The sequence below is a fragment of the Polyangium fumosum genome, from assembly GCF_005144585.1.
Classification (GTDB): domain Bacteria; phylum Myxococcota_A; class Polyangia; order Polyangiales; family Polyangiaceae; genus Polyangium; species Polyangium fumosum.
This window is the reverse complement of record NZ_SSMQ01000043.1, coordinates 29,488-54,890: the sequence shown is the minus strand read 5'-3', so window position 1 is coordinate 54,890 and position 25,403 is coordinate 29,488. Positions and strand designations below refer to the sequence as shown.

Annotated in this window: 18 protein-coding genes; 10 read left to right on the top strand and 8 right to left on the bottom strand. The window is 68.9% G+C overall.

Annotated elements, in window-relative coordinates:
- Positions 1–12: 12 nt before the first annotated feature.
- Entirely contained in the window at positions 13–1,584 is a 1,572-nt protein-coding gene (locus tag E8A74_RS52970) for a WD40 repeat domain-containing protein (RefSeq protein ID WP_170229551.1), read from the bottom strand.
- Positions 1,585–1,944: 360 nt separating this feature from the next.
- On the opposite strand from E8A74_RS52970, the gene E8A74_RS32790 reads away from it, so the two are divergent.
- Positions 1,945–2,601, top strand: a complete 657-nt coding sequence (locus E8A74_RS32790) for a hypothetical protein (protein ID WP_136933055.1) — start codon at positions 1,945–1,947, stop codon at positions 2,599–2,601.
- A 3-nt stretch (positions 2,602–2,604) separates the two neighbouring features.
- Here E8A74_RS32790 and E8A74_RS32785 read toward each other — a convergent pair whose 3' ends face one another.
- A complete protein-coding gene (locus tag E8A74_RS32785; RefSeq protein WP_232379858.1) occupies positions 2,605–3,726 on the bottom strand; it encodes a penicillin-binding transpeptidase domain-containing protein in 1,122 nt (373 codons plus the stop codon).
- A 100-nt stretch (positions 3,727–3,826) separates the two neighbouring features.
- On the opposite strand from E8A74_RS32785, the gene ribA reads away from it, so the two are divergent.
- Positions 3,827–4,618 carry a GTP cyclohydrolase II gene (gene ribA / locus E8A74_RS32780; RefSeq protein WP_136933054.1) on the top strand — a complete coding sequence of 264 codons (792 nt, stop codon included), beginning with the start codon at positions 3,827–3,829 and terminating at the stop codon, positions 4,616–4,618.
- On the opposite strand, the gene E8A74_RS32775 is transcribed toward ribA, so the two are convergent.
- Entirely contained in the window at positions 4,602–6,104 is a 1,503-nt protein-coding gene (locus tag E8A74_RS32775; protein ID WP_420814223.1) for a cytochrome B6, read from the bottom strand. The two genes, ribA and E8A74_RS32775, sit on opposite strands and share 17 nt — an antisense overlap.
- 168 nt (positions 6,105–6,272) lie before the next feature.
- On the bottom strand, positions 6,273–7,145 hold the full coding sequence (gene yddG, locus E8A74_RS32770) for an aromatic amino acid exporter YddG (RefSeq protein WP_136933053.1): 873 nt from the start codon (positions 7,143–7,145) through the stop codon (positions 6,273–6,275).
- Between the two features lie 231 nt (positions 7,146–7,376).
- Between yddG and E8A74_RS32765 the strand changes: the two genes are divergently transcribed.
- From E8A74_RS32765 to E8A74_RS32755, 3 genes are all read left to right on the top strand, one after another.
- Positions 7,377–8,516 (top strand): hypothetical protein, encoded by a 1,140-nt coding sequence (locus E8A74_RS32765; RefSeq protein WP_136933052.1) that lies wholly within the window; start codon positions 7,377–7,379, stop codon positions 8,514–8,516.
- Between the two features lie 67 nt (positions 8,517–8,583).
- Positions 8,584–8,847 (top strand): hypothetical protein, encoded by a 264-nt coding sequence (locus E8A74_RS32760; RefSeq protein ID WP_136933051.1) that lies wholly within the window; start codon positions 8,584–8,586, stop codon positions 8,845–8,847.
- Positions 8,844–10,226, top strand: a complete 1,383-nt coding sequence (locus E8A74_RS32755) for a tetratricopeptide repeat protein (RefSeq protein ID WP_136933050.1) — start codon at positions 8,844–8,846, stop codon at positions 10,224–10,226. Before E8A74_RS32760 ends, E8A74_RS32755 begins: the two co-directional genes overlap by 4 nt.
- A 113-nt stretch (positions 10,227–10,339) precedes the next feature.
- Here the strand turns inward: E8A74_RS32755 and E8A74_RS32750 are convergent, their stop codons facing one another.
- Positions 10,340–15,265: an AAA family ATPase gene (locus E8A74_RS32750; RefSeq protein ID WP_136933049.1), complete on the bottom strand. Its 4,926-nt coding sequence runs from the start codon at positions 15,263–15,265 to the stop codon at positions 10,340–10,342.
- A gap of 410 nt (positions 15,266–15,675) precedes the next feature.
- Here E8A74_RS32750 and E8A74_RS32740 point away from each other — a divergent pair, with 410 nt between their 5' ends.
- Together E8A74_RS32740 and E8A74_RS32730 are read left to right on the top strand one after the other, a co-directional pair.
- Positions 15,676–16,119 carry an RNA polymerase sigma factor gene (locus E8A74_RS32740; RefSeq protein ID WP_136933048.1) on the top strand — a complete coding sequence of 148 codons (444 nt, stop codon included), beginning with the start codon at positions 15,676–15,678 and terminating at the stop codon, positions 16,117–16,119.
- 638 nt (positions 16,120–16,757) lie between these two features.
- Positions 16,758–17,837 carry a polysaccharide deacetylase family protein gene (locus E8A74_RS32730; RefSeq protein WP_136933047.1) on the top strand — a complete coding sequence of 360 codons (1,080 nt, stop codon included), beginning with the start codon at positions 16,758–16,760 and terminating at the stop codon, positions 17,835–17,837.
- 16 nt (positions 17,838–17,853) lie between these two features.
- On the opposite strand, the gene E8A74_RS54170 is transcribed toward E8A74_RS32730, so the two are convergent.
- The gene (locus E8A74_RS54170) at positions 17,854–19,833 is read right to left on the bottom strand and encodes a TolB-like translocation protein (protein WP_211365495.1); all 1,980 of its coding nucleotides are present in this window, start codon (positions 19,831–19,833) and stop codon (positions 17,854–17,856) included.
- Positions 19,834–20,114: 281 nt separating this feature from the next.
- Here E8A74_RS54170 and E8A74_RS32715 point away from each other — a divergent pair, with 281 nt between their 5' ends.
- A complete protein-coding gene (locus E8A74_RS32715; RefSeq protein ID WP_136933045.1) occupies positions 20,115–20,933 on the top strand; it encodes a pentapeptide repeat-containing protein in 819 nt (272 codons plus the stop codon).
- A gap of 10 nt (positions 20,934–20,943) precedes the next feature.
- Here E8A74_RS32715 and E8A74_RS32710 read toward each other — a convergent pair whose 3' ends face one another.
- Both E8A74_RS32710 and E8A74_RS32705 read right to left on the bottom strand, forming a co-directional pair.
- Entirely contained in the window at positions 20,944–21,585 is a 642-nt protein-coding gene (locus E8A74_RS32710) for a hypothetical protein (protein ID WP_136933044.1), read from the bottom strand.
- A gap of 134 nt (positions 21,586–21,719) precedes the next feature.
- Entirely contained in the window at positions 21,720–22,979 is a 1,260-nt protein-coding gene (locus E8A74_RS32705) for a CAP domain-containing protein (protein ID WP_136933043.1), read from the bottom strand.
- 165 nt (positions 22,980–23,144) lie between these two features.
- On the opposite strand from E8A74_RS32705, the gene uxaC reads away from it, so the two are divergent.
- A complete protein-coding gene (uxaC, locus tag E8A74_RS32700) occupies positions 23,145–24,581 on the top strand; it encodes a glucuronate isomerase (protein ID WP_136933042.1) in 1,437 nt (478 codons plus the stop codon).
- A complete protein-coding gene (locus E8A74_RS32695) occupies positions 24,578–25,402 on the top strand; it encodes an SDR family oxidoreductase (protein ID WP_136933041.1) in 825 nt (274 codons plus the stop codon). Before uxaC ends, E8A74_RS32695 begins: the two co-directional genes overlap by 4 nt.
- The last annotated feature ends 1 nt before the right edge of the window (position 25,403 follow it).

Sequence of the window (25,403 nt, the reverse complement as noted above, 5' to 3'; positions counted from 1 at the left end):
GCGTCGGAGGGCTCAGGGCTCGAGCTTCAGCTCGGCCGCGTGGATCAGGGCCTCGAGATCGTCGAGCGAGGGCAGCGGCGCATGATCGAGCGTGATGGTGAGCGAGCCGGGGCCACGCTCGATCTGGACGTCGCCCTCGCCCGCGCCCGGCGCGATCTCCGCAGCCCACTCGCGATCGGCCGCGGCGACGCGGCGCGCCTCCGCGCTCAGACGATCGCGGATCCAGCGCGAGAGGCGCACCAGGCTCGACGAGGGCGGCGGATCCTGCTCGGGCTCGTCCGCGGTGACGGTCACGAGGAGGCGGTACCGATCGGCGCTCGTCCGGATCTGCACGTACGCATAACCGCCGCGTAGCGGCAGACGCACGCCGAGGCCGTCGGCGTCACGCGCGAGCAGGTTCGCCGCGGTGCGGTAGCTCGACTCGGCCCAGCCCGTCGACAAGCGTGCGATCAGCGCCGCTGCTGCGCTCGACAGGGCGACATCCGCGCTGCCCTGCGCCTCGGGGACGACCCGCAGCGTCTGCGGGGGCGTCGGGATGCGCCCCTCGAACTCACGGCTCCGCAACGTCACCGTGCGGCTCGCCGGACCCACGCCGGAGGGCGTGTCGTCGCCCGCGTCGTCGGCCGGGGACACGCGCAGATCCCCGCTCTCGGCGTCCCGCAGCCACACCGCGCCGCACCACCACGCGGCCACGGTCTTGCCGTTCGGCAAGAACGCCATCGGGCCCGGGCTCGCCGTCCAGAGAGGGCGCGCGAGCGGCACGCTGAAGACCTGCGTCGCGCGGGTCCGGCCGAGCGCGGTGACGAGCGCGCCGTCCGGCGAGAACTCGAGCGCCGCGACGCCGCGCAGCAAGGTGAGGCCGTTCTTCACCGCGAGCACCGCGCGCGGCTCGCCCTCGTGGCCCGGCTCGAACAAGCGGATCCGGCTGTCCGGCCCCGCCGCCGCGACGAGCGTTCCATCGGGCGAGAACGCGACGGCCGCGTCGGTCTCGCGCACGCCCTCGGGCCGCACGTCCCGGAAATCGTCCGTCGACCAGTGCACGACCGGCGTCACGCCCGTGGCCGCCGTGAGCAGGCGACCGTCGGGGCTCCAGGCGAGGCTGCGAAGCCGCCGTCGATGCGGATACGAGAGCTCCTGCACGAGCGCTCCATCCGCGAGCCGGTAGACGAGCACCGCGCTCGTGAGGCGATCGGCCGTGACCGCGAGCAACGTGCCGTCGGGCGAGAGCGCGATCGGCGCCTCGCCGCGCCACGGCTCGGGCGTCAAGCATCGCCCCGTGACGAGGTCGAAGACCTGCACCGTGTGCACGGCCTCGTCGGCCTCCACGCGCGCGTCGAGGGCGGAACGGGCTGCGCTCGGCGGCACACGCGCGTCGTCGGACCACGCCGTGACGAGGCGCCCGCCGTCGGGCGAGAGCGCGAGCCCCGTCGCGCCCACGCCGAACCGGAAGAGCGCTCGGCCGACGCGCAGATCGTAGACGACCGTGCGCCCGTTGCCGATCGCCGACGCCGCGAGTCGCTTGCCGTCGGCGGAGACGGCGAGGGCCGTGGCCTCGTGCGAGAGGGGGAGTTGACTTGCGTGCACGCGGCACGAGTCTAGCGCCCCCGCGTCCGTGAGACGATGCCCGGACAGAGGGACCGTGGTCCTTTTTGGACGATCGTTTGCCCGAGGCCACCCCCCCTGCGCGCCGCGCCCCGTAGCCCACATCTGTAAACGATGTCACAGGCTCTCGCCGTGACGCGCCTCCCGCGACTTCGTCCGGGTACGGCGTGTCGGCAGGGCGCCCTCGGCGCGGACCCGATTGACCGGGACGCCGCGGGCCCAATCTTCACCCTGACGAACGTGGTGGAGGGTCCACCGGTCGTCCGCGCGACGGAAATTGCGGTCCGCCTTCGTTTGGATCGCGCCGCGGGCGCGCCGAACGAAGGCGGGATGGGGGGCGCCATGTCGAAACGAACACGTTCATCCCGATCGAACCTCTCTCCGAAGACGAGGCGCGCCGCGCTCTCGTTCGTGCCTCTCCTCCTCGGAGGCATGCTGCTCGCCGGCCAAGGCTGCTTCGCGGGCGCCGATGCCGCCGACAACGGGCTGACGTCGGCCCCGAGCTCCCTCGTCGCGCAGCCCGAGCCCTCGAGGGAGGAATGGCGCGACTTGGCGGATGCCGCGAAATCGATCTCCCTGCCTTCCGCGAGCGCCATCAGCGATATCCCGGATTCCGGGATCCAGAGCGCGGCCCAGGAGCTCTACGACGCGCTTTCGGACTTCCAGGGCGCCGCCTCCGCCGATTACGAGACGCTTCGCGGCGCCGCGGAGCGCGTGAACGCGGCGGGGTCAGGCCTTTTTCAGGCCATCCAGGACGTCGTGGGCGGCGGCGGCGAGGAGCCGGGGCGGGAGCGCATCACCCGCCCGCCGCCCGACGTCGACCCAACCGAGGCGATCGCGCTCGCGCTCTCCGCCTCCGAGCGGGAATACCGCCGGTGCCTGCGGCACACCCTCACGGGCTACACGCTCTGCCTCGCCACGGCCACGACGATCGGACTGAAGGCGCAGTGCAATGCGAACTTCCTCGCCCTCACGATCGCCTGCACCGCGGTCGCCTGAAGCTCAGCGCCCGCGTCGCTCGTCGCGGCTGCCCGCGAAGTAGGCTTCGAGCAGCTCGCGGCCGACGATGTTCGCCTTCGTCCGCCAGGTGATGTCGTTCGCCAGCATGACCGCCACGGCGATCTCCGGCTTGTCCGCAGGCGCGAAGGAGGCAAACCACGAGAACATGCGCGCCGGCTTCTTGCCGACGAGCGTGCCCGTCTTCGCGGCCACGGCCATGCCGGGCAGCGCGCGCGTCCCGTCCGCGTGGCGGAACGCTTTGACGCACGTGCCCCGCTTCGTGGTGACCTGGAGCATGCGGTTCAGCGTGCGCGCGACGCGCGGATCGAGGGCGCGGCGCTCGACCACGCGGGCGACGGGCACGCCGGGATCCTTGAGCACGAGCCGCACGCGCTCGCCGCCGTTGGCGATGGTCTGCATCGCGAAGAGCGCGCCGAGCGGCGAGAGCTTTCCGTTCCAGAACCCCGCGGCGGCGCGGGCCATGCCGAAAGGATCGGCCGGGATCTCGACGCGCCCCGCGTGGGCGGGGACGTCGATCGGCACGTCGCCGGCGAACCCGAGCGCGGAGGCCATGCGCCGCAGATCGTCCGGGTCGAGGTGCCGCTTCGCCATTCGCGCGAACACCATGTTGATGCTCTTGCCGAGGGCCTCGCCGAAGGGCGTGCAGGCGCTGCCGCCGCGCCGGTCGAGATCGGCCTCCGTGATGTCGTGCTCGCCGCCCGACCAGCACGCCTCCGTGCCTTCGTTCGCGTGGCCGCCGTCGAGCAGCGCCGCGGCCGTGACGATCTTGAAGAGGCTCGCGCTCGGGGCGTAGGGCTCGGCCACGAAGTCGCGGTTGCCGCGGCTCGCCCAGACGAGGATACGCCCGGTGCGCACGTCCGAGGCGACGATCGCGGCCTCGGGGGCGCCCGAGCGCGCGAGCAGCCGCTCGGCCTCGCGTTGCAGGCGAGGATCGAGCGTCAGGCGCACGGGCTTGGCCTGGCCCCCCACGGCGCCGTAGGCGGCCTCGGACGTGACACGGACGCGGTGGAGGCCGAGCGACGCGGCCTCTGCGTCGGGCGAGCCGACGAGGAGGACGGACGCGAGCGCGGCCGGGGCGAGGAGGGCGCGGATCGGGGACACCACGGGGGGCTATCGATCGAACGGCGCCCGTAGGCCAAGATTTTTGGCATCGGCACCCGGGCCTGCTAGTCGCAAGGCGGGTGGTGGGAGGAGAGAAAGGTCGATGACGAACGCCGGTCGTGGGGGCTTGCTCGATCTCGTGGAGCGGGACCGGGTCCACGAATGCGACGGCTACGGCCCGGCGGGGCTCTGCGTGCGGGTGGTCGGCGTCGCGGATCTGCCGACGCGGGTCGGCCGCTTCCAGATCGTCGCCTTCTGGAACAACCGCGACGCGAAGGAACACGTGGCCATGGTGCACGGCGACGTGATGGGCGCCGAGGAGGTGCCCACGCGCCTGCACTCGGAGTGCCTGACGGGCGACGTGATGGGCTCGCTCCGCTGCGATTGTCGGGATCAGCTCCTCGAAGGCCTGCGGCTCATCCAGTCGATGGAGCGCGGCATTTTGCTGTATCTGCGGCAGGAAGGCCGCGGGATCGGGCTCATCAACAAGATTCGGGCCTACGGCCTGCAGGATCAGGGCCTCGACACGGTGGAGGCGAACCTCGCGCTCGGCTTCCGCGACGACGAGCGGGACTACGCGGTGGCGGCGCACATGCTCCAGAGCCTCGTCGTGAAGTCGGTCCGGCTCATCACGAACAACCCGAACAAGATAAGCCAGCTCGAGCAGTACGGCGTGAAGGTGGCGGGCCGGATCCCGCACGTGATCCCGCCGAACGACTACAACAAGTTTTACCTCGAAACGAAGGCGAAGCGCAGCGGCCACTACATCGACATGGAGGGCAAGCCGCACCTCGCCGAGCAGAGTGATCCGGTGATGGTCGACGGGATGGACGGCCCGGCCGAGGAGAACCCGGCCGAGACGGACGCGCGCGGAAGACCTACAGGACCCGCATGAACGCGACGAGGTCGCTCTTCTCCTGATCGGAGAGCTTGAGCTCGAGCACGAGGTTGAAGAACTCGACCGTGTCTTCGAGCGTGAGCAGCCGTCCGTCGTGCAAATAAGGCGGCGAGTCCTTGATGCCGCGCAGCGGGAACGTCTTGATGGCCCCGTCGGCGATGGCGAGCCGCCCGTTGATCAGCGTGGGCGGGAAGAACCGCTCCGTCCGCAGATCGTGCATGAAGTTGTCCGAGTAAATGGGCGCCGGGTGGCAGTTCGCGCATTGCCCCTTGCCGAAGAAGACCTCCTGCCCGCGCATCTCCTCGGGCGTCGCGAGCTTCGGATCGAGCTTCCTGTCGAGGACCCGGAGCTTCGGCGCGGGCGGGAAGTCGAGCAGCTCCTGGAACTCGGCCATCGCGTGCACCTCGCTGCCGCGATCGAGGAAGTGCACGCCCTTCTTCTGGGCGATGACGGGATCCCCGTCGAAATACGCGGCGCGCTGCTCGAACTCCGTGAAATCCTCGATGCTGCGGAGGGCGCGTTGTGAGCCGAAGAGGCGCTGCTGATTCACGCCGCGCAGGGAGGGCGTGTCGATGCGCCGCCGGTGCGATTGCGGGCGGACGTCGCCGACGAGGTGGAACGCGGCGTTGGAATGGCCGTTCGTGTGGCATTCGAAGCACGAGACGCCGAGGGAGGGTTTGGCCGAGCGGCGATCGCTGGTCTGGTTGAATTGCTGCTGCGGGAACTGCGAGACGAGCAGCCGGAGGCCGTCGAGCTGCTTCGGGTTCAGGATGCCGTCGAAGAGCTCGAAGAAGTTCTGCGTGGTGACGAGCTGCCCGCGCGAGACGTCGCCGAGCTCCGGCCGGGTCGTGAGGAAGATGGGCGGCGGGAACTCGGGGATGAAATGCTCGGGCAGGTCGAACTCCACGTCGAACCGCTCGAGATCACGGCCCTCCTGCTTCTTGATCTCCGTGATGTGGACCTTCGGGAAGACCATCCCGCCCTCGCCCTGTTTGGCGTGGGGCAGGGGGAAGAAGCCTGCAGGCCAGAGTTTTTTGTCCTTGATCTCGGCGGGCGTCATGCCCGCGAGGGCGCTCCAGGTGACCCCGGCGGGGAGTTTGACGCGGATGCCGGTCTGGATCGGCTTTCCGCGGGACATGGTGACGCCTTTCGAGCTCCGGTTGGCGAGGTCGTACCGCTCGGCGAGCAGGTCCGCCTGGCGGCGCATGACGCCCGACTTCTCGGCCGAGAGCCGCTTCATGATCTGCGCGAAGGGCTCCTCGATGTCGACGGGGGCGTAGCTCGTCTTTCGATCGCCCGGGGCGAGCAAGCCGAGCCGCGGATCGAGCGTGAGGGCCGAATCGGTGGAAGCCGCGCCCGCTGCGGCCCCGGGCTTCGGGCCGGCCTGCGGCTCGGCGATGGCTTGTCCAGGCATCCCCGCCGAGCAAGCCGCGCCCGCGGCGAAAATGAGCCCCAAGAGAAGGGAAGGATGAGACAACCGCATCGAATCCTCCTGCTGACTTCGACTGTTCGGCTTGGATGCCGCACGCCGGACCCGCGTCGCGCCAGAAAAAACGGAAAGAAGGAGGAAGGGGGAGGATGCGCGGGATCTTCGAGAAAAACGAGGCAGAAGGGAACGACCGGGACGGGTCCGCGCGCGGGACCCCGGGCTTTACCGCGTCGACCGCTTCGTTCCGATCGTAGCGACCAGCGCCCCGACGACGATGAGCCCGCACGAGACGGCGAGCGTGACGCTCGGCTTTGCATGGCCTGCGAGCACCAAAATGGCGGTCGAGAGCACCGGAGCCGCATACGACGCGACGCCGAGGAGGCGGATGTCGCCGCGCTTGACGCCGATATCCCACACATAAAAAGCAATGCCGACCGGGCCGATGCCGAGCGCGAGGAGCGCGAGCCATTGCGTTGTGTTTTGAGGCCAAACCGTCGTTTCGAAGGCGAGGTGGCCGAGCAAGCTGAGGGCGGAGGTCGCGAGGCAAAAACCGGCCACGGCGTCGGTCGGCACCTCGCCAAAGCGCCGGGAGAGGACGGAGTACCCCGACCACACGAAGGCCGCCGCGAAGGCGCACGCATACCCCGGTAGGTACTCCGTCCGGGCGTCGAGGGCGCCGCGGCCGAGGAAAAGGACGAGAATGCCGGCGAAGCCGAGGAGCGCGCCCAGGAGATGGGACGCGCGGAGCCGCTCGCCGGGCAGGAACGACGAAAACAGCACGATGAGCAGGGGCCAGAAGTAGTTGATGAGGCCGGATTCGGCGGGCGGCGCCCATCGCAAAGCCGCAAAGTAGAGGGCGTGATAGCCGAAGAGGCCGCCCGTGCCGAGGGCCCAGACAAGCGGGGGCTGGCGGAGGGATCGGATGGCGTGGGGCCGACGGAGCCACGTCACGACGCCGACGAGGCCGCCGACGAGGAAGGTCATGGCGGCGAGCTGGAAGGGCGGGACGGTGCCCGAGGCAGCGGTGAAGACGGCGAGGAGCGACCAGAGGAGGACGGCCGAAAAGCCGGCGGCGGTGGCGGTGCGGGGGGTCATGCAATCGCGGGCGGAAGCTAGCACGAGGCAAGCAGCAGGCTCGCGGCTCGGCCAAGGCGGCGCGAGGGGTCGAGCTGCGCGCGAGATACCCGCGTTCGGCGCGTCCGGCGCACCGTACGAGCGCCGCGAGGAACATCACGAACGCGTGCGGGCGAAGGGCCTTCGATGACGGAAATTGGGCGGGAGGGGCGCAAACGGGGATGATGCCGGGGGGCGGCCAGGGAGGCAGCGATGACCGGCAAGACAGGGGGCGACCGAGGCGGGTTCCGGCAGGGCGCGCGTCCGCAACATCCGGCGAAGGCAGCGCAGCCGAAGCCTGCGCCCGCGACGGCTGGACCGCGCGCCCCACATCCGGCGAAGGTGGCGCAGCCGAAGCCTACGCCCGCGGCAGCGACGTCGCGCGCCCCACATCCGGCGAAGGTGGCGCAGCCGAAGCCTACGCCCGCGGCAGCGACGTCGCGCCCGCCGCATCCGGCCGCGGTCGTGCAGCGGCGAGCGGCGCACCCGCCCCACGCTGCGGCCGCCCCTCCACCACGCGCGGAGGGGCAGCCGGTGGCCCAGCCGTTCGGAGCGATGGCGGTCGCCGCGGCGCCCTACGTTGGAGGCGCGATGGTCCTCGGGGGGCTCGCGTATGGGGCCTATCGCCTCCTGTACGGCGGGGGCGGCGGGGGGCTCGATTTTCCCCGGGGGAACCTCCGGGACGACGCCCCGGAGGTCCGGCTCCGCTGGGCGGACCTCTTCGCCAACCCCCCGCAGTTCCTGGGCGCTCGGGAGATGACGCCCGAGGCGCGTTTCATGCCCGCCGGCCCGGTCGAGTCCGTCGGGACCCAATCGATTCCCCGGGTCTTCACGTACAACTGCGAAGGCCGACACACCGACCTCGTCGAGGCGCTGGGGGGTCGGGCCGTGGGTGTGAAGGTCCTCCAGGCGGGCACGAACACGTCACGCGAGGCCGTCTTCGTGCCGTGGGCGCAGAACCAGGCCCATCGCGTCACGCTGAACAACCAGATGGACGTGTTCATGACCGACCCCTTGAACGGATGCGGCATCTTGATCGCCGGCAACCGCAACGGGCCCACCGTGATCCACGCGAATTACTACATCGGGCCGGAGGACCCAGGGATCGCCGAGGCCGCGCAGCTCGCCAACCGGCCCCCCCGGGAGCATTGCAACCACCTGCGCGAAGCAGCCTACGACGAGCTCGCGCAACACCTCAATATGAACAACCACTACCTCTTCTCCCCCAGGGCGTATTACGCGAACGGGCTTGGCGCGCGTGTGTTCGGGATACGCACGAACGATGGGTGGACGTTTTATGCCACGACGCGCGCAGGTCAGAACACGGTGACGGCGCGCATCTGGCCGGCGTGAGCGGGGGGACGGGGTACCCGCCCTGGCTTTGCAACGATGGCTCGGCCCGTGATACCCTCCGAGGCCTATGAAAAGGCGTGGCCTCGGCTGGAGCGCGCTCGTTTTGTTCACTTGGTTCTCCTGGGTGGATGCCGCGCGGGCCGACATCCTGCCGGAACCCTCGCGGCCGAAGGACTGGGACGAGCATCCCGCCCCCACGCCCGATGTACCCCTCGAGGACGCGCTGGCGCGCCGGCTCTTGCCGCTGCTCGCCATCGGCATGGCGGGAGGATCGGCGCTCGTCGCATTGAAGCGTGCGCGCATCCACGTCAGCGCGAGGCGCGGGTCATGAGGCGATTCCCGGAGGAGGGTCGCTTCGACGTGCGTGGCAATCCGGACGATGTCGCCAGCGCCCGTCACGTGCTCTGGAAGTATACACGGCTCTGGTACCGGAACATCGAGCCCGGTCTCTCGAAAAAAAGAGCCTACTGGCTCCTCGGCAGCGACCGGCAAGCGGGTGGACAGGTGTACATTCATCCGCGCGGCGAGGCATACGCCTGGGCGGAGGACCTCGCGATCGAGGCCGTCGCGCGGCGCGTGCAGGCGCTCGCGTCGCCGTACACCGTGCCGGTGTTGCAGGTGGGCCCGGGCATCGTCTTTGCGGCGCCTCCGCCCGCCTGCCCCCGGCCATCTCTGCCGATCGAAGCAGCGGCGGCGTGCGCATTGCAGGCGTGCGACGTCGTGGCGCGCCTGCACGAGCAAGGCTGTGGTCGGCTCGGGTTTGGTCCGTCGCACCTGCGCCTCGTCGAGCAGAGCGGGGACCTTCAGGTTCGGTGGCTCGTTCCAGGCGTGGCCGACCTCGATTTGCTCGAGGCGCTCGAGACCACGGACGACTGCGAGGCGGAAGCCATGCATCCGCGCTGGGGCTTGAACGTCGATCCCATCCAGCACGACCTTTGGCAGCTCGCATTCTTCTTTTTCTCGTTGCTCGCGATGGACACGCGTGCCCAGGCCGCCCTCGAACCGGACCGGCGAGAGGCGCTCCGGACCCTGACGCAGATCCGCGACGGAGGACCCGAAGCGGGAGGCATCCAGGACGCTGCCGCCATGGCCGGTCTCTTCACCGTCCTCGCACGTTTGCCGCGCGCGGGCGTCGAGCCCTTGCCGGTCGTGCGCGTCTTGCCTCGGCTTTATCCCGACTGGGACGAGGTCATCGTCGAAGGCGAGGCCATGCTCGAGGAGGCACGGCTGCAACGCGAGCGCGATTCACATCGAGACTGGGTCGTTTACGTGAAGCTTCCGCTCGCGGCCGCTTACCACCAGCGCGCGAGCCGAGCCTGGGCGCGAGGTGATGTCGGAGCGGCCCTCGGCGACGTCGATCGGGCCCTCGCCCTCGACGATCATGCCCCCTACCACACGACCCGCGCGGTCCTGCTCGATATGCTGGATCGCCGCACGGAGGCCCGTGCAGCCATCGCCACCGCCTTCAAGGTCGATGCACGCCAAGAGAACACGCAACCCCCCTGGGGCGAGCAAGACACCGACAACAACGCGAAGAACGTGGAGCGGGCGCGCGCGCACCTGACGCGCGGCATCCTCGCGTTGCGCGAGAGATCACTCGATGCGGCGGAGGAGGATCTTCGTCGGGCCGAAGAGCTCGACCCCACCCCTGCGTCCGCCCGTGCACGGGCCGCGGTGCGGCGAGCGCGCGAAAGGACGCAACCAGGTTGAGCGGGACTGGCTGCTCGCCTGCTGGCCGGCAAGCCCGTGGGGTCGTTTTATCGGTGGGGTTGATCGCGTCGATCGATCGGCCACGAGGTGGTCGATGAAGAGAAAAGGGGGGTTCACCTCCGCGTCGAAAATCCCCCTGCACCCTCCGACCGCATATACGCGCGCAGCGCGTCCCGCAGCGTCGCCCGCGTCGTCAGCTCCTTCAGGCCCGCGTCGAACGCCACCATCGTCTGCGCAACGGCCGCGCGAATCCCCGTGATCACCACGCTCGCCCCGAGCAGCCGCGTCGCGCCGACAATCCGCATGATGCGCTCGCCCGTCTCGGAATCGACGCTCTCCACCCCCGTCAAATCAAGGATCACCTGGCGGCACGAAGCGGAGCCAATCCGATGCAGCACCCGCTCCATGATCTCCTCGCCCCGCCGCGCGTCGAGCACCCCCACCAGCGGGACCGCGATCACCCCGTACCAGACCTCGATGAGCGGCGCCGACAGCGCGTGGATCACCTCCTCCTGCTGGCTGATGACCGCGCGCTGGTCGAGAGCCTCCTGCTCCCTGCGCTCCTGCTCGGCGCGACTCAAACGAACGAGCGCCTCATTCGCGTGCCGTAGCTCCGCCGTCCGCTCCTCCACCTGCCGCTCCAGCTCCCCATACAACCGCGCATTCTCGATCGCGATCGCAGCCTGCGTGCAGATGAGCCCCACCACCTCGACCCGCGCAGGCGTGAAGGCTCCCCGCGCGAGGTCATTCTCCAGATAAATCACGCCCGAAAGCTGACCTTTGCCGATGATGGGCGCAGCCAGCGCCGAGCGCGGAGGCGCGTCCACGAGGTAAGGGTCGAGCGCAAAGGGGCCATCCTGCGCGCGATCCTCCAGGAGCACGCTCTCACGCGTGCGCGCCACGTACGCGAGCACGGTCGCAGGCAGATCCGAGCGTTGCCCGAGATCTCGCTCGATCGCCGTCGAGGCAGGCGCGTCTTCCTCGCCAAACGCGCGCTGCTCCGCTTCGACGACGAGGTTGCCATCCCGCAAAAGGAGCAAGACCCCGCGCCGCGCGCCGGCGTTCTCCAGCGCCACGCGCAAGAGGGCGTCGATCAGTCGGGGCAGCACAATCTCGCCCGAGATCGCTTGCGCCGCCTTGAGCACCGACCCGATGTCGAGGGCGTCCGCCGAAGGCGCAGGCGTGCTCGGCAAGGGCGCGTCGAACGTCTCGTCGCGCGCGACAAGCTCGGGATAGGCGCGGGCGAGGCGGCGCGAGGCAATGGTTGCGCCCCAGCGGGCATAGAGCCGGCGCGCCTCGCTGAAGTGAGCGCGCGCGAGCGTCCTTTTCCCGGCGTCCATCCAGTGCCTCGCGCACAGCTCGTTCGCGAGCGCCTCGTCATGGATGTAGCCGCCGCGATGCGCGAGCGAGATCGCAGTGTCGTAGAGCTCCGCCGTCACGAACCTGTCTTCGCCGCGGGCGCGGGCGAGCTCGGCGCGAACCAAGGCCGCGCGGGGGGCGAAGTTTTCCGGACAGATCTCCGCCCAAGCATCGAGCTTCTCCGCGTAGGCCGCGGCGCGCGAGAGCATGACCGCGCGCTCTTCAGGCGCGGCGCTCGTCGAGGCGCGCGCGAGCGCGAGGGCCGCGTAGGCGCGGAACACAGGCGTGCCGTGCCAGACCGCGATGCTGACGAGCTCGGGGTTCGACGCGAGCACGACGCGCGCCGCCTCCTCGAAGGCGCCCTGGAAGACCCGCAAAAAGACGATGTAGAGCTGCGCGAAGAAGAACGCGCTTTCGTTCTTGATCCGGCGACACGCGGCCATGACCTCCTCGATGTCCACGAGGGGCCCGACGAGGCGGCAGGGGTCGTCTGTCTCGACCGAGAGGTTGTAGGCGATCTGTCCGGCCGCGCCGGCCATCCAGGTGATCGCGTCGAAGCGGTCGAGCTTGCGGATCGGCTGGTAGCTCTTCGCCTCGGCGAGGATGTCCTCGATGGGCAAACCGCGCATGAAGCTGTTCGTGACGGCGTTGACCGTGTTGTAGAACGCCCAGATGTACTGGCCTGTCTCCAGGCCTGCGTCCTTGCCCCTGATCAACGTGTCCCAGCAAGCGCTGTAGCCGTCTCCCCAGTACTGGACGAAGCCGCCCCACATGTTGCGGATCATCGCTTCGTTTTTCTTGTCGCCGAGCTTCTCGCCGAGCCGGACAGCGATGCGGCCAAGCTCGTAGCCAAGCTTGATATGGCCGCGGACGCACAAGAGCATGCCGAAATTGATACAGCCGTAGGTCGTGCTTCGCGACAACCCGTGGCGGTAGGACAGCTCGAGGATCTTGGCGATGCTGATGCTGAAGTTGTTCGTCGCGAGGAAGTACGTCGGCGCGAACAGCTCCTCCAGGACCTCGAGCAGCGCGGCGATCTCGGGGTCCTCGAGCGGCGGCAGGTCGAGGAGCGCTTCGGGCGAGCGCTCGACGACGAGGTCGAGTGTCACGCGCATCTGCTCCTCGAGCGTCGCTTCGTCCGGGAACGCGGGCAGGTCGAGGCCAAAGGAGTGCATCACCACGAGCCCCTCGGCGAGCGCCGCGGGCAGGTCGTTCTTGAGCACCTGCGCTTTCATCTTGAGCCGCAGGATCTCGGTTCGAGCGAGCCTCGTCGTGGCGCGCTCGAGGGCCTCTCCGAGCGCGGCGAGCGCGTCATCGTGATGGCCGAGCAAGGACAACGTGACGCCGAGCTTCCTCGCGTAGGCGAGGCGGAGTTGATGCTTCGACGTCCAGGCATCTTCGGGGAGGCATTGCAGGCCGAGCTCGAGGAAGCTGCGCGCGGCGCCAAACGCGGCGGATTCTTCGGCTCGCGTGGCGGCGACGAGGTTCATTCGGGCGAGCGTCTCGCGTTCGTGTGGATCGTCGATGAGCTCGAGCGCGCTGTTCAGGTGGCCGACCACGTCGAAGAGGTTGCGGCTCTCGGACAAGGGCGTGCTCTCGGCGAGCAGCCTGCCGATGCGCAGGTGGAACGCGGGCCGGCCAGAGGCCGGGATCATCGCGTACGCGCCTTCCTGGACCTTGTCGTGAGCGAAGCGGTAGCCGTTGCGGCCTGGGATGATGAGCCCTTCCGCGGCGGCGGGCTCGAGGCGGCCGTAGGCCTGTTCGTGCGTACATTCGAGCACGGTGGCGAGCACGCCGAGGTCGAACTCGCTCCCGATGGCGGCGGCGAGGCGGAGGGCTTCCTGCGTGGTTTTCGGCAGGCGGGCGATGGTGCGCACCATCAGATCGACGACGTTTTCGCTGTAGGCGAGCTCGTCGAGTCGCTTGAGGTCCCAGTCGAAACCCGTCCCGGGCTTGAAGGTGAGCACGCCGTGGTCGCCGAGCGAGAGCAAGAAGCGGCGGACGAAGAAGGGGTTGCCGGCGGTTTTTTTGAGGATGGCGTCGGCGAGCGGGCCGGTGTCCGAGCGCCGCAGGCTGTCGCTGAGCAAGTCGACGATGTGACGACGCTCGAGCGGGCCGAGGACGATGTCGCAGACGGAGAGGCCTGCGCGTTTGTGCTCTTCGAGCGCCGCGATGAACGGGTGGGCGGGGGAGACTTCGTTGTCGCGGTAGGCGCCGCAGAAGAAGAACGACTCGAGGGAGTCGTCGGCGAGCAGGGCGCGCAGGAGGTCGAGGCTCGCGAGGTCGATCCACTGCAAGTCGTCGAGGAAAAACACGAGCGGGTGGGCCCTGCGCGCGACGACCGAGACGAACTGCACGAAGCATCGGCTCAGGCGGTTTTGCGCCTCGACGGGTCCGAGCGCGGGCACGACTGGCTGCGGGCCGAGCAGGTGTGCCATCGAAGGCAGGACGTCGCAGATGACCTGGCCGTTTTGTCCGAGCGCCTCGAGCCATGCGCGCTGCCAGGCTTGGATCCGCTCGGTGCTCTCGGTGAGGATCTGCCGCACGAGGCCGTCGAAGGCCTGGATGATGGCGCTGTAGGGGGTGTCGCGGTTGAACTGATCGAATTTGCCGCTCGTGTAGTAGCCCTTCGCGCGGGCGAGTGGCTTGAGGATCTCGTGCACGAGCGAGGATTTGCCGATGCCCGAGTAACCGGAGACGAGGACGATGGAGCGTTCGCCGCCGAGTGAGCGTGTGAAGGTCGAGGTGAGCGCGTCGATGTCGCGCTCGCGACCGTAGAGCTTCTGGTGGATGCGCAGCCCGCCTTCGTGGTCGTGTTCGGCGGGCGTGAAGAGGGAGATCGTGCCGAGGGTCTCGAGATCGTGGCGACAGCGGCGCAGGTCGGCGAGCAGGCCTTCGGCGCTTTGGTAGCGGTCTTCGGCGTTTTTCTCGAGCAGCTTGAGGACGAGAGGCGAGAGGGTCTCGGGCACCGAGCTGTCGATGTGCGCGGGGGGTTTGGCCTGAAGGGCGAGGTGCGCGTGGATGAGCTCCATGGGCTCGCGGGCTTCGAAGGGGCGACGACCGGTGAGGGCTTCGTAGAGGAGGATGCCGAGGGCGTAGAGATCGGCGCGGTGGTCGACGCTGCGGTTCATGCGGCCGGTTTGCTCGGGCGCGGTGTAGGGCAGGACGTCGTGGAGGACCTCGTACGCGTAGAGTCGCTCGTGTGCGCGCGTGACCTCGGCGTCGACGCCGGAGCCGGTGAGCTTGAGCGCGCCTGCATCGCCGACGAGGATGTTCAGGGGGCGGACATCGCGGTGGGTGATGCCGCGTCCGTGCAGGACGGCGAGGGCTTCGGCGATCGCGGTGGCGATGGCGAGGGCCTCGGAGACGGGGAGCTTGTTGCCTCGGCGCGCGGCGAGGGTGTGGGCGAGGGTTTGGCCTGGGAAGTGTTCGCGTATGACGATGAGGCTGTCTTCACGCGCCTCGACGCCGAGGACGGCGACGAGTCTTTGCGAGCTGAGCTGCGCGAGTTGCGCGTACTCGTGTTTGAATCGCGCGATCTCGGCGCTCCGGGCGCGTCCGATGGACAGGCTTTGGAGCACGACGGGCAGGCCGTCCTGCACCCGTCGCGCGCGAAACGTCTTCGCGAACGGCGTTACTTCGACGCGTTCAAAGGCTGTATACCCTGCAATGTCGAGCATCGAGAAGTCCACCGAAGAGTGACCGAGGAAACGTCTCGGGCAGGTCGGGGCGATGCCCTCTGCTCGAGCGAAACAACGACCTTACCAAACTTTGCGGGATGGGGCGTTGAAGTCGTTGCGCCATTCAAGGCGTATGCTGGGCTACGAGCCCCGCAGCGTCGGCGCGTGCGGCCGAGGAGCGCTGGTGAAGGAATGGGGGGCGGAGGCGGGAGCGGGAGCGCGAGCGGGAGCGGGAGCGCGAGCGGGAGCGCGAGCGGGAGCGCGAGCGGGAGCGGGGGCGGGAGCGATTCCCTCACCTCCGGCGACGGGACGATTCCCTCACCCCCGACGAACCAATCCGCAGGTTGGTGTGAGGGACTCTCCCCCGACGAACCAATCCGCACGTTCGCGATTGCCTTCGCCCCCAATTCATGAGACAGGACAAGCGACGCCAGCCGGCGCCTTCAACACCGACCGGCGTCTCCCCACAACCCCGCACAACCGGAGTCATGAGTATGACAACGATACCGCTCCATCTTCCGCCGGCAAACTTTACGGCGGCGCACGCCCTGCTGGGGCGCCTTTACCTCGAACACCGCGCTTTCCTGCGCCGCGTTCTTCTCGGTCAGTCCATCCCTCCCCGCGACGTGGACGACGTCGTGCAGGACATCTTCCTCACGGCTTGGCGGCGCCTCGAATGCCTCATCGTGCCGGAGCAGGCCCGCCCGTGGCTCTTGGTGATTGCTGTGGTGATGCCGTACCTGGAAGGCCGTTCGATCCGGGAGATCGCCGAATCCCTCGGCATCAAAACGAAGACCGCCCACGCCCGCCTGCACCTTGCCCGGGAGCACCTGAAGACGCTCGCACTCGCGTGATCCGCTCCCGCCCCCGCTCCCGCCCCCGCTCCCGCTCCCGCCCCCGCTCCCGCTCCCGCCCCCGCTCCCGCTTCCGCTTCCGCTCCCGCTCCCGCCTCCGCCGTCCGATGCGTAGGCCCGCGGGCCCGGAGCTGCGCGAGGGTTGTCCTTGAACAGGGAAGCGCTGTCGAAAAAACATCCGCCGCGCATCCCTGCCCACGTCCACTCCTGGATGGATCCGAGTCGCATCGGAGGTCCCTCGACCTCCGGCAGGAGGTCCCTCGACCTCCGGCAGGAGGTCGTCAACCTCTGCCCAGGCCTCACCCACCTCCGCCACGACGTCGCCTTCTTCCGCGTGTAGATGCTCCACCTCCCGAAGAAGGTCGCCGCTCTCCCCCCGAAGGGTGCCCCCCTCTCCACCGGGAGTTCGTTCCCCTCCGACAAGACATCCCCCGCCTCCGCCACGACGTCGCCCACCGACGGCAGGCGCCCATCGCTCGCCGAGAGGACGTCCCCCGCCTCCGCCAGGAGCGCAACAACCTTCGTCCGCAGGTCGCCGCTCCCCCGCCTGCCGCCGCCTCATCACCTTTTGGGTTGCCAGGGTCCGTGCGCATCGCGGGCTCGGCCTGCACGGGCATGGCCGGTGCTTACGAAGGGGCATGCGCATTCGTCGCCTCGTCGGCACCATCGCCCTCACCCTCGTGCCTACGTGCATTGCCGGATGCGGCGACGCTCCTCGGGAGAATGACGACGTGACCCAGGGCGTGCACGCTGCGACCGTGGCGCGGCCTCCGCAATTCGTGATCCTCGCCTTCGACGGGTCGAAGAGCCTCTCGTTCTGGCGCGAGTCGCGCGCCTTCGCCGCCGCGAACGCCCTGAAGTTCACGTACTTCATCAGCGGCGTGTATTTCATCCCGAATGCGGCCAGGGAAGGGTACGATCCTCCGCGGCACGCCCCGGGTACGTCGGCGATCGGGTGGGGAGGGACGATTGACGAGATCACGGAGCGCTTCGAGGAGGTAAAAAAGGCCGCGGCCGAGGGCCACGAGATCGCCTCGCACGCGAACGGCCACTTCGACGGCAGCTCGTGGAGCGAGGCCGACTGGGAGAGCGAATTCGAGCAATTCGACGAGATCCTCTTCGAGGGCGTCGGGTTGACGGCCCCCGATCTCGGCTTCGGCCCGCGCGACGTCGTGGGCTTCCGCGCGCCGCTGCTCGCCCACAGCCCCGGCCTCTTCAGGACGCTGGTGAAGCGGGGCTACACCTACGACACGAGCAGGACGGGCGCCGCGAACCACTGGCCCGAGAAGATCGCGGGCATCTGGAATTTCCCGCTGGCGGAGCTCCGCATCGTCGGCTCCGGCAAAGCAACCCTCTCGATGGACTACAACTTCTACGTCGCCGATTCGGGCGCCAGGCCGAACCCCGCCGGCAAAGAGACGTACAAAAAGCAGATGATCGACACCTACACGGCCTACTTCGAATCGAACTACTTCGGCAACCGCGCCCCCGTCCACATCGGCCACCACTTCTCGAAGTGGAACGGCGGCGCCTACTGGGAGGCCATGCAGGCGTTCGCGCAGGCCGTGTGTGGCCTGCCCGAGGTGACGTGCGGTACGTACAAGGATCTCGTGGAGTTCGTCGACGAGCACGAGGACGAGCGGAGCGATCTTCAGGCCGGCAACTTCGCCCGTATGCCTCGTCCGTTGGAGCTCACCCGCGCGGCCGACGTGCCCTGACCACGCCCGCGACCGCTCATTTCGCCAGGCGCAGGAGCTTGCCGGCAACCGTGAAGTAGACGTGCGTGGCGTCGCTGCCGAAGCCGTCCAGCGCGAGTTGACCGGCGCCGACGCCGGAGCCAATCATGCGCAGCATTCCCCCGGTCTTGGGGACCGCGAACAGGAAGGTATTCAACTTGCCCGGGGCGTTCTGGTACGCGCCATCGGGCCCTGTGCCGCCGTCGAGGAAAACGGTGGTGTCGTCGACGGCCCGCACCCGGAGCTTCCATCCCGCGAGCGGGCTCGCAATCACCGCGTCGTTCATCCCGTCGAGATCACGTCGACGCACCCCGCCGGCTTCGTCGTAGAAGTAGATGTGCGTCCCGTCCGACTTCACGTCCCCCTGGAGCAGGTACACCGAGTTCCCGCCCGCTTTGGGCACGCGGCGGAGGTCCAAGAAGTCATTGTAGAAGACGTAATTCCCCGCGAGCGTGATGTCGTCCTGCAGGGACGCGTCATCCGAGACGAGCGCGGTGGTCGCGCCGCCGCTCTTCGGCATCCGCGCGATGATGTGCCATGGCGAGATGGTGTAAGAGAAGAACACATCCGCCGCGTCGATCTCCAGGTCGGAAATACTGCCGAGCAAACCCAGGTTCTGCGACCAGAGCGTCTCCGGCGCGCCGCCGCCCTTGGAGAGGCGACGAACATGACCATTCGAGTTCTGGTGGGCGCTCCAGTAGACGTACCCGGCATCGACCACGATATGGCGGATCTGGCCCTGCGCGGAGACGAGGGTCGAGACCCTGCCGTTGCTCTTGGAGAGCGCGAGGAGGTTGCCGCCGTCATCGAAGTAGACGCGGTCGTCGTCGACCGCGAGCACGGTCGCCATGCCCTCGTGGAGCGACGTGGGTGCAGGGGAGCAGACGCCCGCATTGCAGCCGCCGTAGGAGCAGCCGCCGCAGCCGCCGCAATGCGCGGGGTTGACGAGCGGATCGATCTCGCAGGCGTCGCTGGTCGATCCGTTGCAATCGATGAACCCCGGCTTGCAGTCGATGCAGGTGCTCTCGACGCACGCCTCCTTGTCGGCCGGGCAATCGGCGTTCGCCATGCAGCCACAGGAATGGGTCTGCGGCAGGCACACCTGCCCCTGCGGCATGCCGGCGCACTCGGCGTCGACGGTGCAGCCGCTGCAAACGCCGGTGTCGGAGCAAAAGCTGCCGAACGGGTTGCCCACGCAATCCATGGCGCCGCTGCACGGCAGGCATTGCCCCACCATGACATCGCAGAGCCGGCCGTTGCAGTCGTCGATCCCCTCGCACGCGAGGCAGACGCCCGCCGGGTTGCAGAGAGAGCCGATGCCCGTGTTGATACAATCGGCGTCCGACGCGCACGGAGGATCGGCGGCGATGGTCAGGGTGTAGCCGCTCTCGAACCAGAAGCCGGCCACCGTGATGTACAGCGTCATGGGCGCGGGGATGCCGAGGCGAATCTGGCCGGACGTCGCCAAGCAGCCAAGCTCGGTCTCCGGCGCGTCACATGCGGCCCGCACGTATACACCGTGCCCCAGTTCGCTCCCGGGCCCCGTGGCCTCGATCCGGTAATTGCCGGCGGCGGGGACCTGAAAGACGAGCGTGCTGGCCTTGTCGTCGGCGGCGCTGCCGCAGGCCGCCGACAGGGTATTCGCCAACTGATTCGCGATTCCCTGGTAGGAGCCATTCAACGCGATGGCGTCGGTGATGTCGATGGGATCGGCGCAAGTGCCCACGGGCATGCCGCCGCCGCCGCCGCCCGTGCCGCTCGACGCGCTCGATGAGGAGGAAGACGCGCTCGAAGACGCGGACGCGGACGAAGCGCTCGACGACGATGCGGACGAGGACGACATGCTCGCCGAAGAGCCGCCCGCGCCGCCCGCGCCGCCCTCGCCGCCCTCGCTACCGGCGCTGCCCCCGCCGCCGCCGCATCCGGCGGCGATTGCACAGGAGAGCAGCGAAAGATTCACAAATCGAGCACGAACCATCCGTCCTTACCTCCGCGGCGAAGCTAGCACGAAGGTGCAGCGCGCCAGCCGTCCGGTCGCGCCCTTTCCCTGCTGGGATCGGAGCTCGAAATCGCGCGGTGTTGGAATGCAGCGACTGTCGCTGCAACGGGAGCCGGAGCGACAGCAAAAGCAGCGAGGCCGTCGGCAGCGAGGCGGGCACCTCGCCCGACGGATCCACCTCCTGGTGCAGGAAGCCGGCGCGGGCGGGTGTACCGTAAGGGATCGGCCTGCACGGGTATGGCCGGTGCTTACGAAGAGGCATGCGCATTCGTCGCCTCGTCGGCACTCCACCGATGCCCTTCCGCTCGCTGCTGCCCGCCGTCGCGTCCTTCCTGCTCACCGCCGCGTGCCTCGGCCCTGCACAAGCGGCGGACGCGAACGCCGACCTGGAGACATTGCTCGCGACCGGCGGTTGCACCGGGTGTGACTTGCGAGGCGTCCACCTGGAAGGACGGGTCCTCACGATCCAGGGGCTCAGTCACACGAATTTGTCGGGCGCGAACCTCAGCGGGATCGAGCTCCGGGCGCAATCCATCAGCCACGTCGATTTCACGAACGCCAACCTGCACGGCGCCCGCATCTGGGCGAACAGCATCGGCGACAGCCAGTTCGTGAACACCGATCTGAGCGAGGCCTACCTGGGCACGTCGAGCGGACACGGACAACACTGGATCTTCACGCAGAACCGCTTCCTCTCGTCGAACCTACGGAAAGCGCGGATCGAGACGGACATCTGCTACCACTCCCATTTCGAGAACTCGGACCTCACGGGCTTCAGCATGATCTCGTACGAGGTCATCCGCTACTGCACCGTGACGAACGCCAAGGCCGACCAAAGCTTTTGGGACGGCTTCTTCATCAACCAGGTCTTTTCGAAGACGAGCCTCGTCGGCGCGAGCTTCACCGAAGAAAAGCAGAGCAACATCGATTTCCTCGGCTGCGACCTCCGGAACGCCGTCCTCGGCGACGTCGACGGCCAGGCCCGCAACAACTACACGGACAGCAACCTGAGCGGCGCCAGGATCAAAGGGGTCGTTTGCGCGGAGGGATCCGTCGGCGTGTGCAATCCGGGCTCCTGATTTCGCCGGTTCATCTCCACGTGACCTCGCCTTCGAGCCGGCACACCGGAACGCCGTACGCCGTGCCCTCGGGCTCCGCGCTCGGGAATTCGCAGTGGAGGTCCCTCGCGCCGGCCATGAGGACCATCTCCCCGCCCGCCGCGGCCATGATCGCGCCGAGCCAGCGCGCCAGAATCACGGGCACGCCGCGGACGGAGAGCGAGACCCGACGTGGACCGACGATCTGCGTCTGGAACTTGCCGAACGAATAATACATCGACGGGACCCGCGGAGCCCATACCGCCACGCTTTCGGTCGAGGCGGCCCGGAGCAGGACGCTGTAAAAACCCTTGAGCCGCTCGCGCGCGTGCCACACGCCGAGCTCACGCGCGTGCTCCTCGAAGGGCACGCCGCGGGCGCGCGCCGCTGCGTCCTGGAGGTAGACATTGGGCAGCGAGTCGTACCACTCCGACACCTCGAATCGCTGCTCGAAGAACTTCACGAGCGCGGGCGCCGGCAAGGCCTCTCGGATCGCAGGCAATCCCCCCGGGACGCGCTTGTTCATGAAGTCGTGGTTTCCGCGATAGACATGGCCCTTCTGCCGGAACGGGCTCGCCCCGGGAGCAAAAGGGAGGTCGGGCGGGAGGTCGAACCGCGCGTCGGTGAGGAGCATGGCGCCGGCCCTCATCCTACCGGGTCGGCGCGCAGCGGGGCAATCCCCCTCCAGGTGAGGAGCATTGAAGAAACAAACCAAAGACGAGGCGACGGCGCGACAGAGGATGAGGACGACGGGGGCCGCGCATCGGCCTATCGAAGAGCCCGTCGTCGCACCCATGCGGCAAGCGCGAGGAACACGAGCCCGCCGCCCGTCGCCTCGAAGCCGACGGGCGCAACGCGGCATCCACATCCGGAGGCGCCGCCGCTCTCGTCGCCGTCGCCGCCGCTTCCGCCAGCGCCGCCGCTTCCGCCAGCGCCGCCGCTCCCGCTCCCGCTCCCGCCCGCGCCACCTTCTCCCGAGCTTCCGGGTGTCCCGGCGCAGGGAGCCTCGAATCGAGCGGCCGAGAAATCGGGGCACTTGTCAGCGCTCACGTGGATGGGGACGCCGAGGGTCCCGGTCGTGGGATACATACGCTCGGTGCCATTGCTATCAACAAGGTGAAAGAAATACCGATGGCACCCCGATTCGAGGGTCATCGCCTTCTCGTAGGTGCCATGCGCCTCCGTGCCGTACTTCAGCGCGAGGGAGTCGCAGACCGCTTCCCCCCCGTCGAGCGAGCGCACGACCTCGGCGACCTTCGGGGCCCCACCCCCAGGCAAATAGTAGGTGATCCCGAACGTCGGGTTCGTCACCGGCGCTTCTTTGACCATGAACGATCCATCCCGGCTGAGATCGTAAAAATGGGTCCCGTCGCCCGCCACGGGGTAGGTGCCTTGGACGCCGAACACGAGGTGATGGGCGTAGCGGTTCGCGAGGACCGCGCCCGTGCCGAGCGCGGTGTAGCCGGCGCCGTTGATGGCTCCCCAGTGCGCGTGGGAGGTGATCCACGAGAGCATCGCGAGCTCGGGTTTCGAGTTGCCTTCCTCGGCGTTCTCTGTGGAGGCGCGGTCCGAGAAGTGCGAGAAACGTTCGCCCTGGCTCGTGACCCCACACGCCGTCACGGCGCCTTCGCAGTGCGTGTCCTCGTCCTGCCCGGCGAGCACGCAGCAGGTCGAATGATCCGCGCAGAGCGGGCACGTGGTCGTGGCGATGTGGTTCGATTGGAAGTGCGCGGCGCGCGCGAGGTCGGCGACGAGCTCGAGCGGCGGTGTCGGGCTCGGGATGGGTCGGCCCGACGGCGTGGTCCCGTCGGGGCTCAGGAGGGCATCAAAAGGCCCCGGGGCGGCGCGAATGCGGTTCGTCCAGAACCCGAGGACCCGCTCGTCGTGGTTGGGCAGCTCCCCCACGGGCTCCCCGATGGCCTGCTCGACCGAGTCGTAGGTCTCCGCCGGCGTGACCGCGCAGCTCGCGAGCAGCGCCACACCGGCGAGGGGTCCGCAGAACGTGCGGACGACGTGGCTGGTCTTCATGCGCCCAGCGTAAGCCGACTGCGTGGCGGGAGGATCCCAAAAAGGGGCGACCTGCCATGAAATCCACATCCGGCGCCCCGCGGGCGCGGGCCGCGTTCGCCTGGCGGATCCACGAGGACACGCCCTGGGCTTCGCCCTCGCATTCGTGTCCCTATACTGGGAGGGATGCCGCCCCGCTGGTCGCTCGACCCCGACCGCCTTTTCTCCGCGGAATCCTCGCAGCGAGCGTCCGCCCGGGAGCTCTACGCCCTGGTGCGCGACCTGCCCATCGTGAGCCCGCACGGCCACGTGGATCCCGCGCTCCTCGCGGATCCCGACGCGCGCTTCGGCTCGCCCGCCGACCTGTTCGTCCTGCCGGACCATTACGTCTGCCGCATGCTGCACAGCCGCGGCGTGCCCATGGAAGACCTCGGCCTGCCGACCCGCGACGGGAGCCGCCACGAGCGTGGCCACCGCCGCGTCTGGCAGCGCTTCGCCGACCATTTTTACGTGTTCCGTGGAACGCCGAGCGGGCTCTGGCTCTCGGACGTGCTCCTCTCGGTCTTTGGCGTGACGGAGCGGCTCGACGGAAAAAACGCCCAGCGCATCTACGATCACCTCGCCGAGCGCCTCGAACAGCCGGCGTTTTCCCCGCGCGCGCTGTACGAAAAATTCCAGATTCGTATTCTCTGCACCACGGACGGCGCCGCGGATTCGCTCGAACACCACCGCCGCCTCCAATCCGAGGGCCGATTCGACGTGCGGCCGACGTTCCGGCCCGACGCCGTCGTGCACCTCGGCACGCCCGGCTTCCGTGACCACATCGAGCGGCTCGGCGTGGCCGCCGGCATCGACATCACGACCTACGCCGATTACATCCGGGCCCTCGAAGAGCGCCGCGCCACGTTCAAAGCGCTCGGCGCCACCGCCACCGACCATGGCGCCGTCACGCCGTACGCGGAGCGGCTCGGCCCCGCCGAGGCCGAGCGAATCTTTCTGCGCGCGCTCCGCGGCGAGGCGGACGAAAAGGACGCCGCCCGGTTCTCCGCCCACATGCTCATGGAAATGGCGCGCATGAGCCTCGAGGATGGCCTCGTCATGCAGCTCCACGCCGGCAGCCTGCGCGACCACCACGGCGCGCTCTTCACGCGCTTCGGCCCCGATCGCGGCGCCGACATCCCCGTCGCCACCGAATGGACGCGCAACCTGCGGCCGCTGCTCGAAACGTACGGCGACGATCCACGCTTCCGGCTCCTGCTCTTCACGCTCGACGAGAGCACCTATGGCCGCGAGCTCGCGCCGCTCGCCGGGTATTATCCGGCCGTCCTCCTGGGGCCGCCCTGGTGGTTCTTCGATAGCCCGAATGGCATGGTCCGTTTCCTCGATCAGGTCACGGAGACGGCCGGCCTCTACAATACGGCGGGGTTCACCGACGACACGCGGGCGTTTTGCTCGATCCCGGCGCGGCACGACGTCTGGCGCCGGGTGAGCTGCAACTGGCTCGCGGGGCTCGTCGTGACGGGCAGGCTCGACGCGGAGGAGGCCGCGGAGCTCGCGACGGAATGCGCCGTGGGTCTGGCCGAGCGCGCCTATCGGCTCGGCGCGGAGGATCTTTCCCCATGACTCCGGCAGCGCTCTTCGACATTCGCGGCGAGGTGGCGGTCGTCACGGGCGGCAGCGGCGTGCTCGGCGCCACGTTTTGCCGCACGCTCGCCGCGGCGGGCGCATTCGTGGCCGTGATGGGGCGGCGGCGCGAGCCCTGCGAGCGCGTGGCGGCGTCGATCCGCGCGGACGGCGGCGAGGCCCTCGTGGTGCCATGTGACGTGCTCGACGCCGAGGCGCTCGACTCCGCCGCGCGGCATATCGAGGCCACGCTGGGTCCCGTGACCATCCTCGTGAACGGGGCAGGGGGCAACCACCCGAAAGCCACGACCGGCCCGGATCGGAGCCTGTTCGAGCTGGATCCGGCGGGGTTCGGCGAGGTCTTCGACCTGAACGTGCAGGGCACGCTGAGGCCCTGCCAAACCTTCGGGCGTGGCATGGCCGCGCGGGGCCGGGGCAGCATCGTGAACATCACGTCCATGAGCGCCGAGCGCCCGCTCACGCGCGTGGCCGCGTACGGCGCGGCGAAGGCCGCCGTCGTCAACCTGACGCGCTGGCTCGCGGTCCACATGGCCCAGATGTACGGCCCCGACATCCGCGTCAATGCGCTCGCGCCCGGGTTCTTCTTGACCGATCAAAACCGATTTTTGCTCACCGATCCCGCGACGAACACGTTCACCGAGCGGGGGAGGGCGATCGTCTCGCACACGCCGATGGGGCGGATGGGCGCGCCGACGGATCTCTCCGGCGCGCTGCTTTTCCTGGTCAGCCCGGCGTCGGCCTTCGTGACGGGCGTGGTCTTGCCGGTGGACGGCGGGTTCTCCGCCCAGAGTGGGGTGTGAG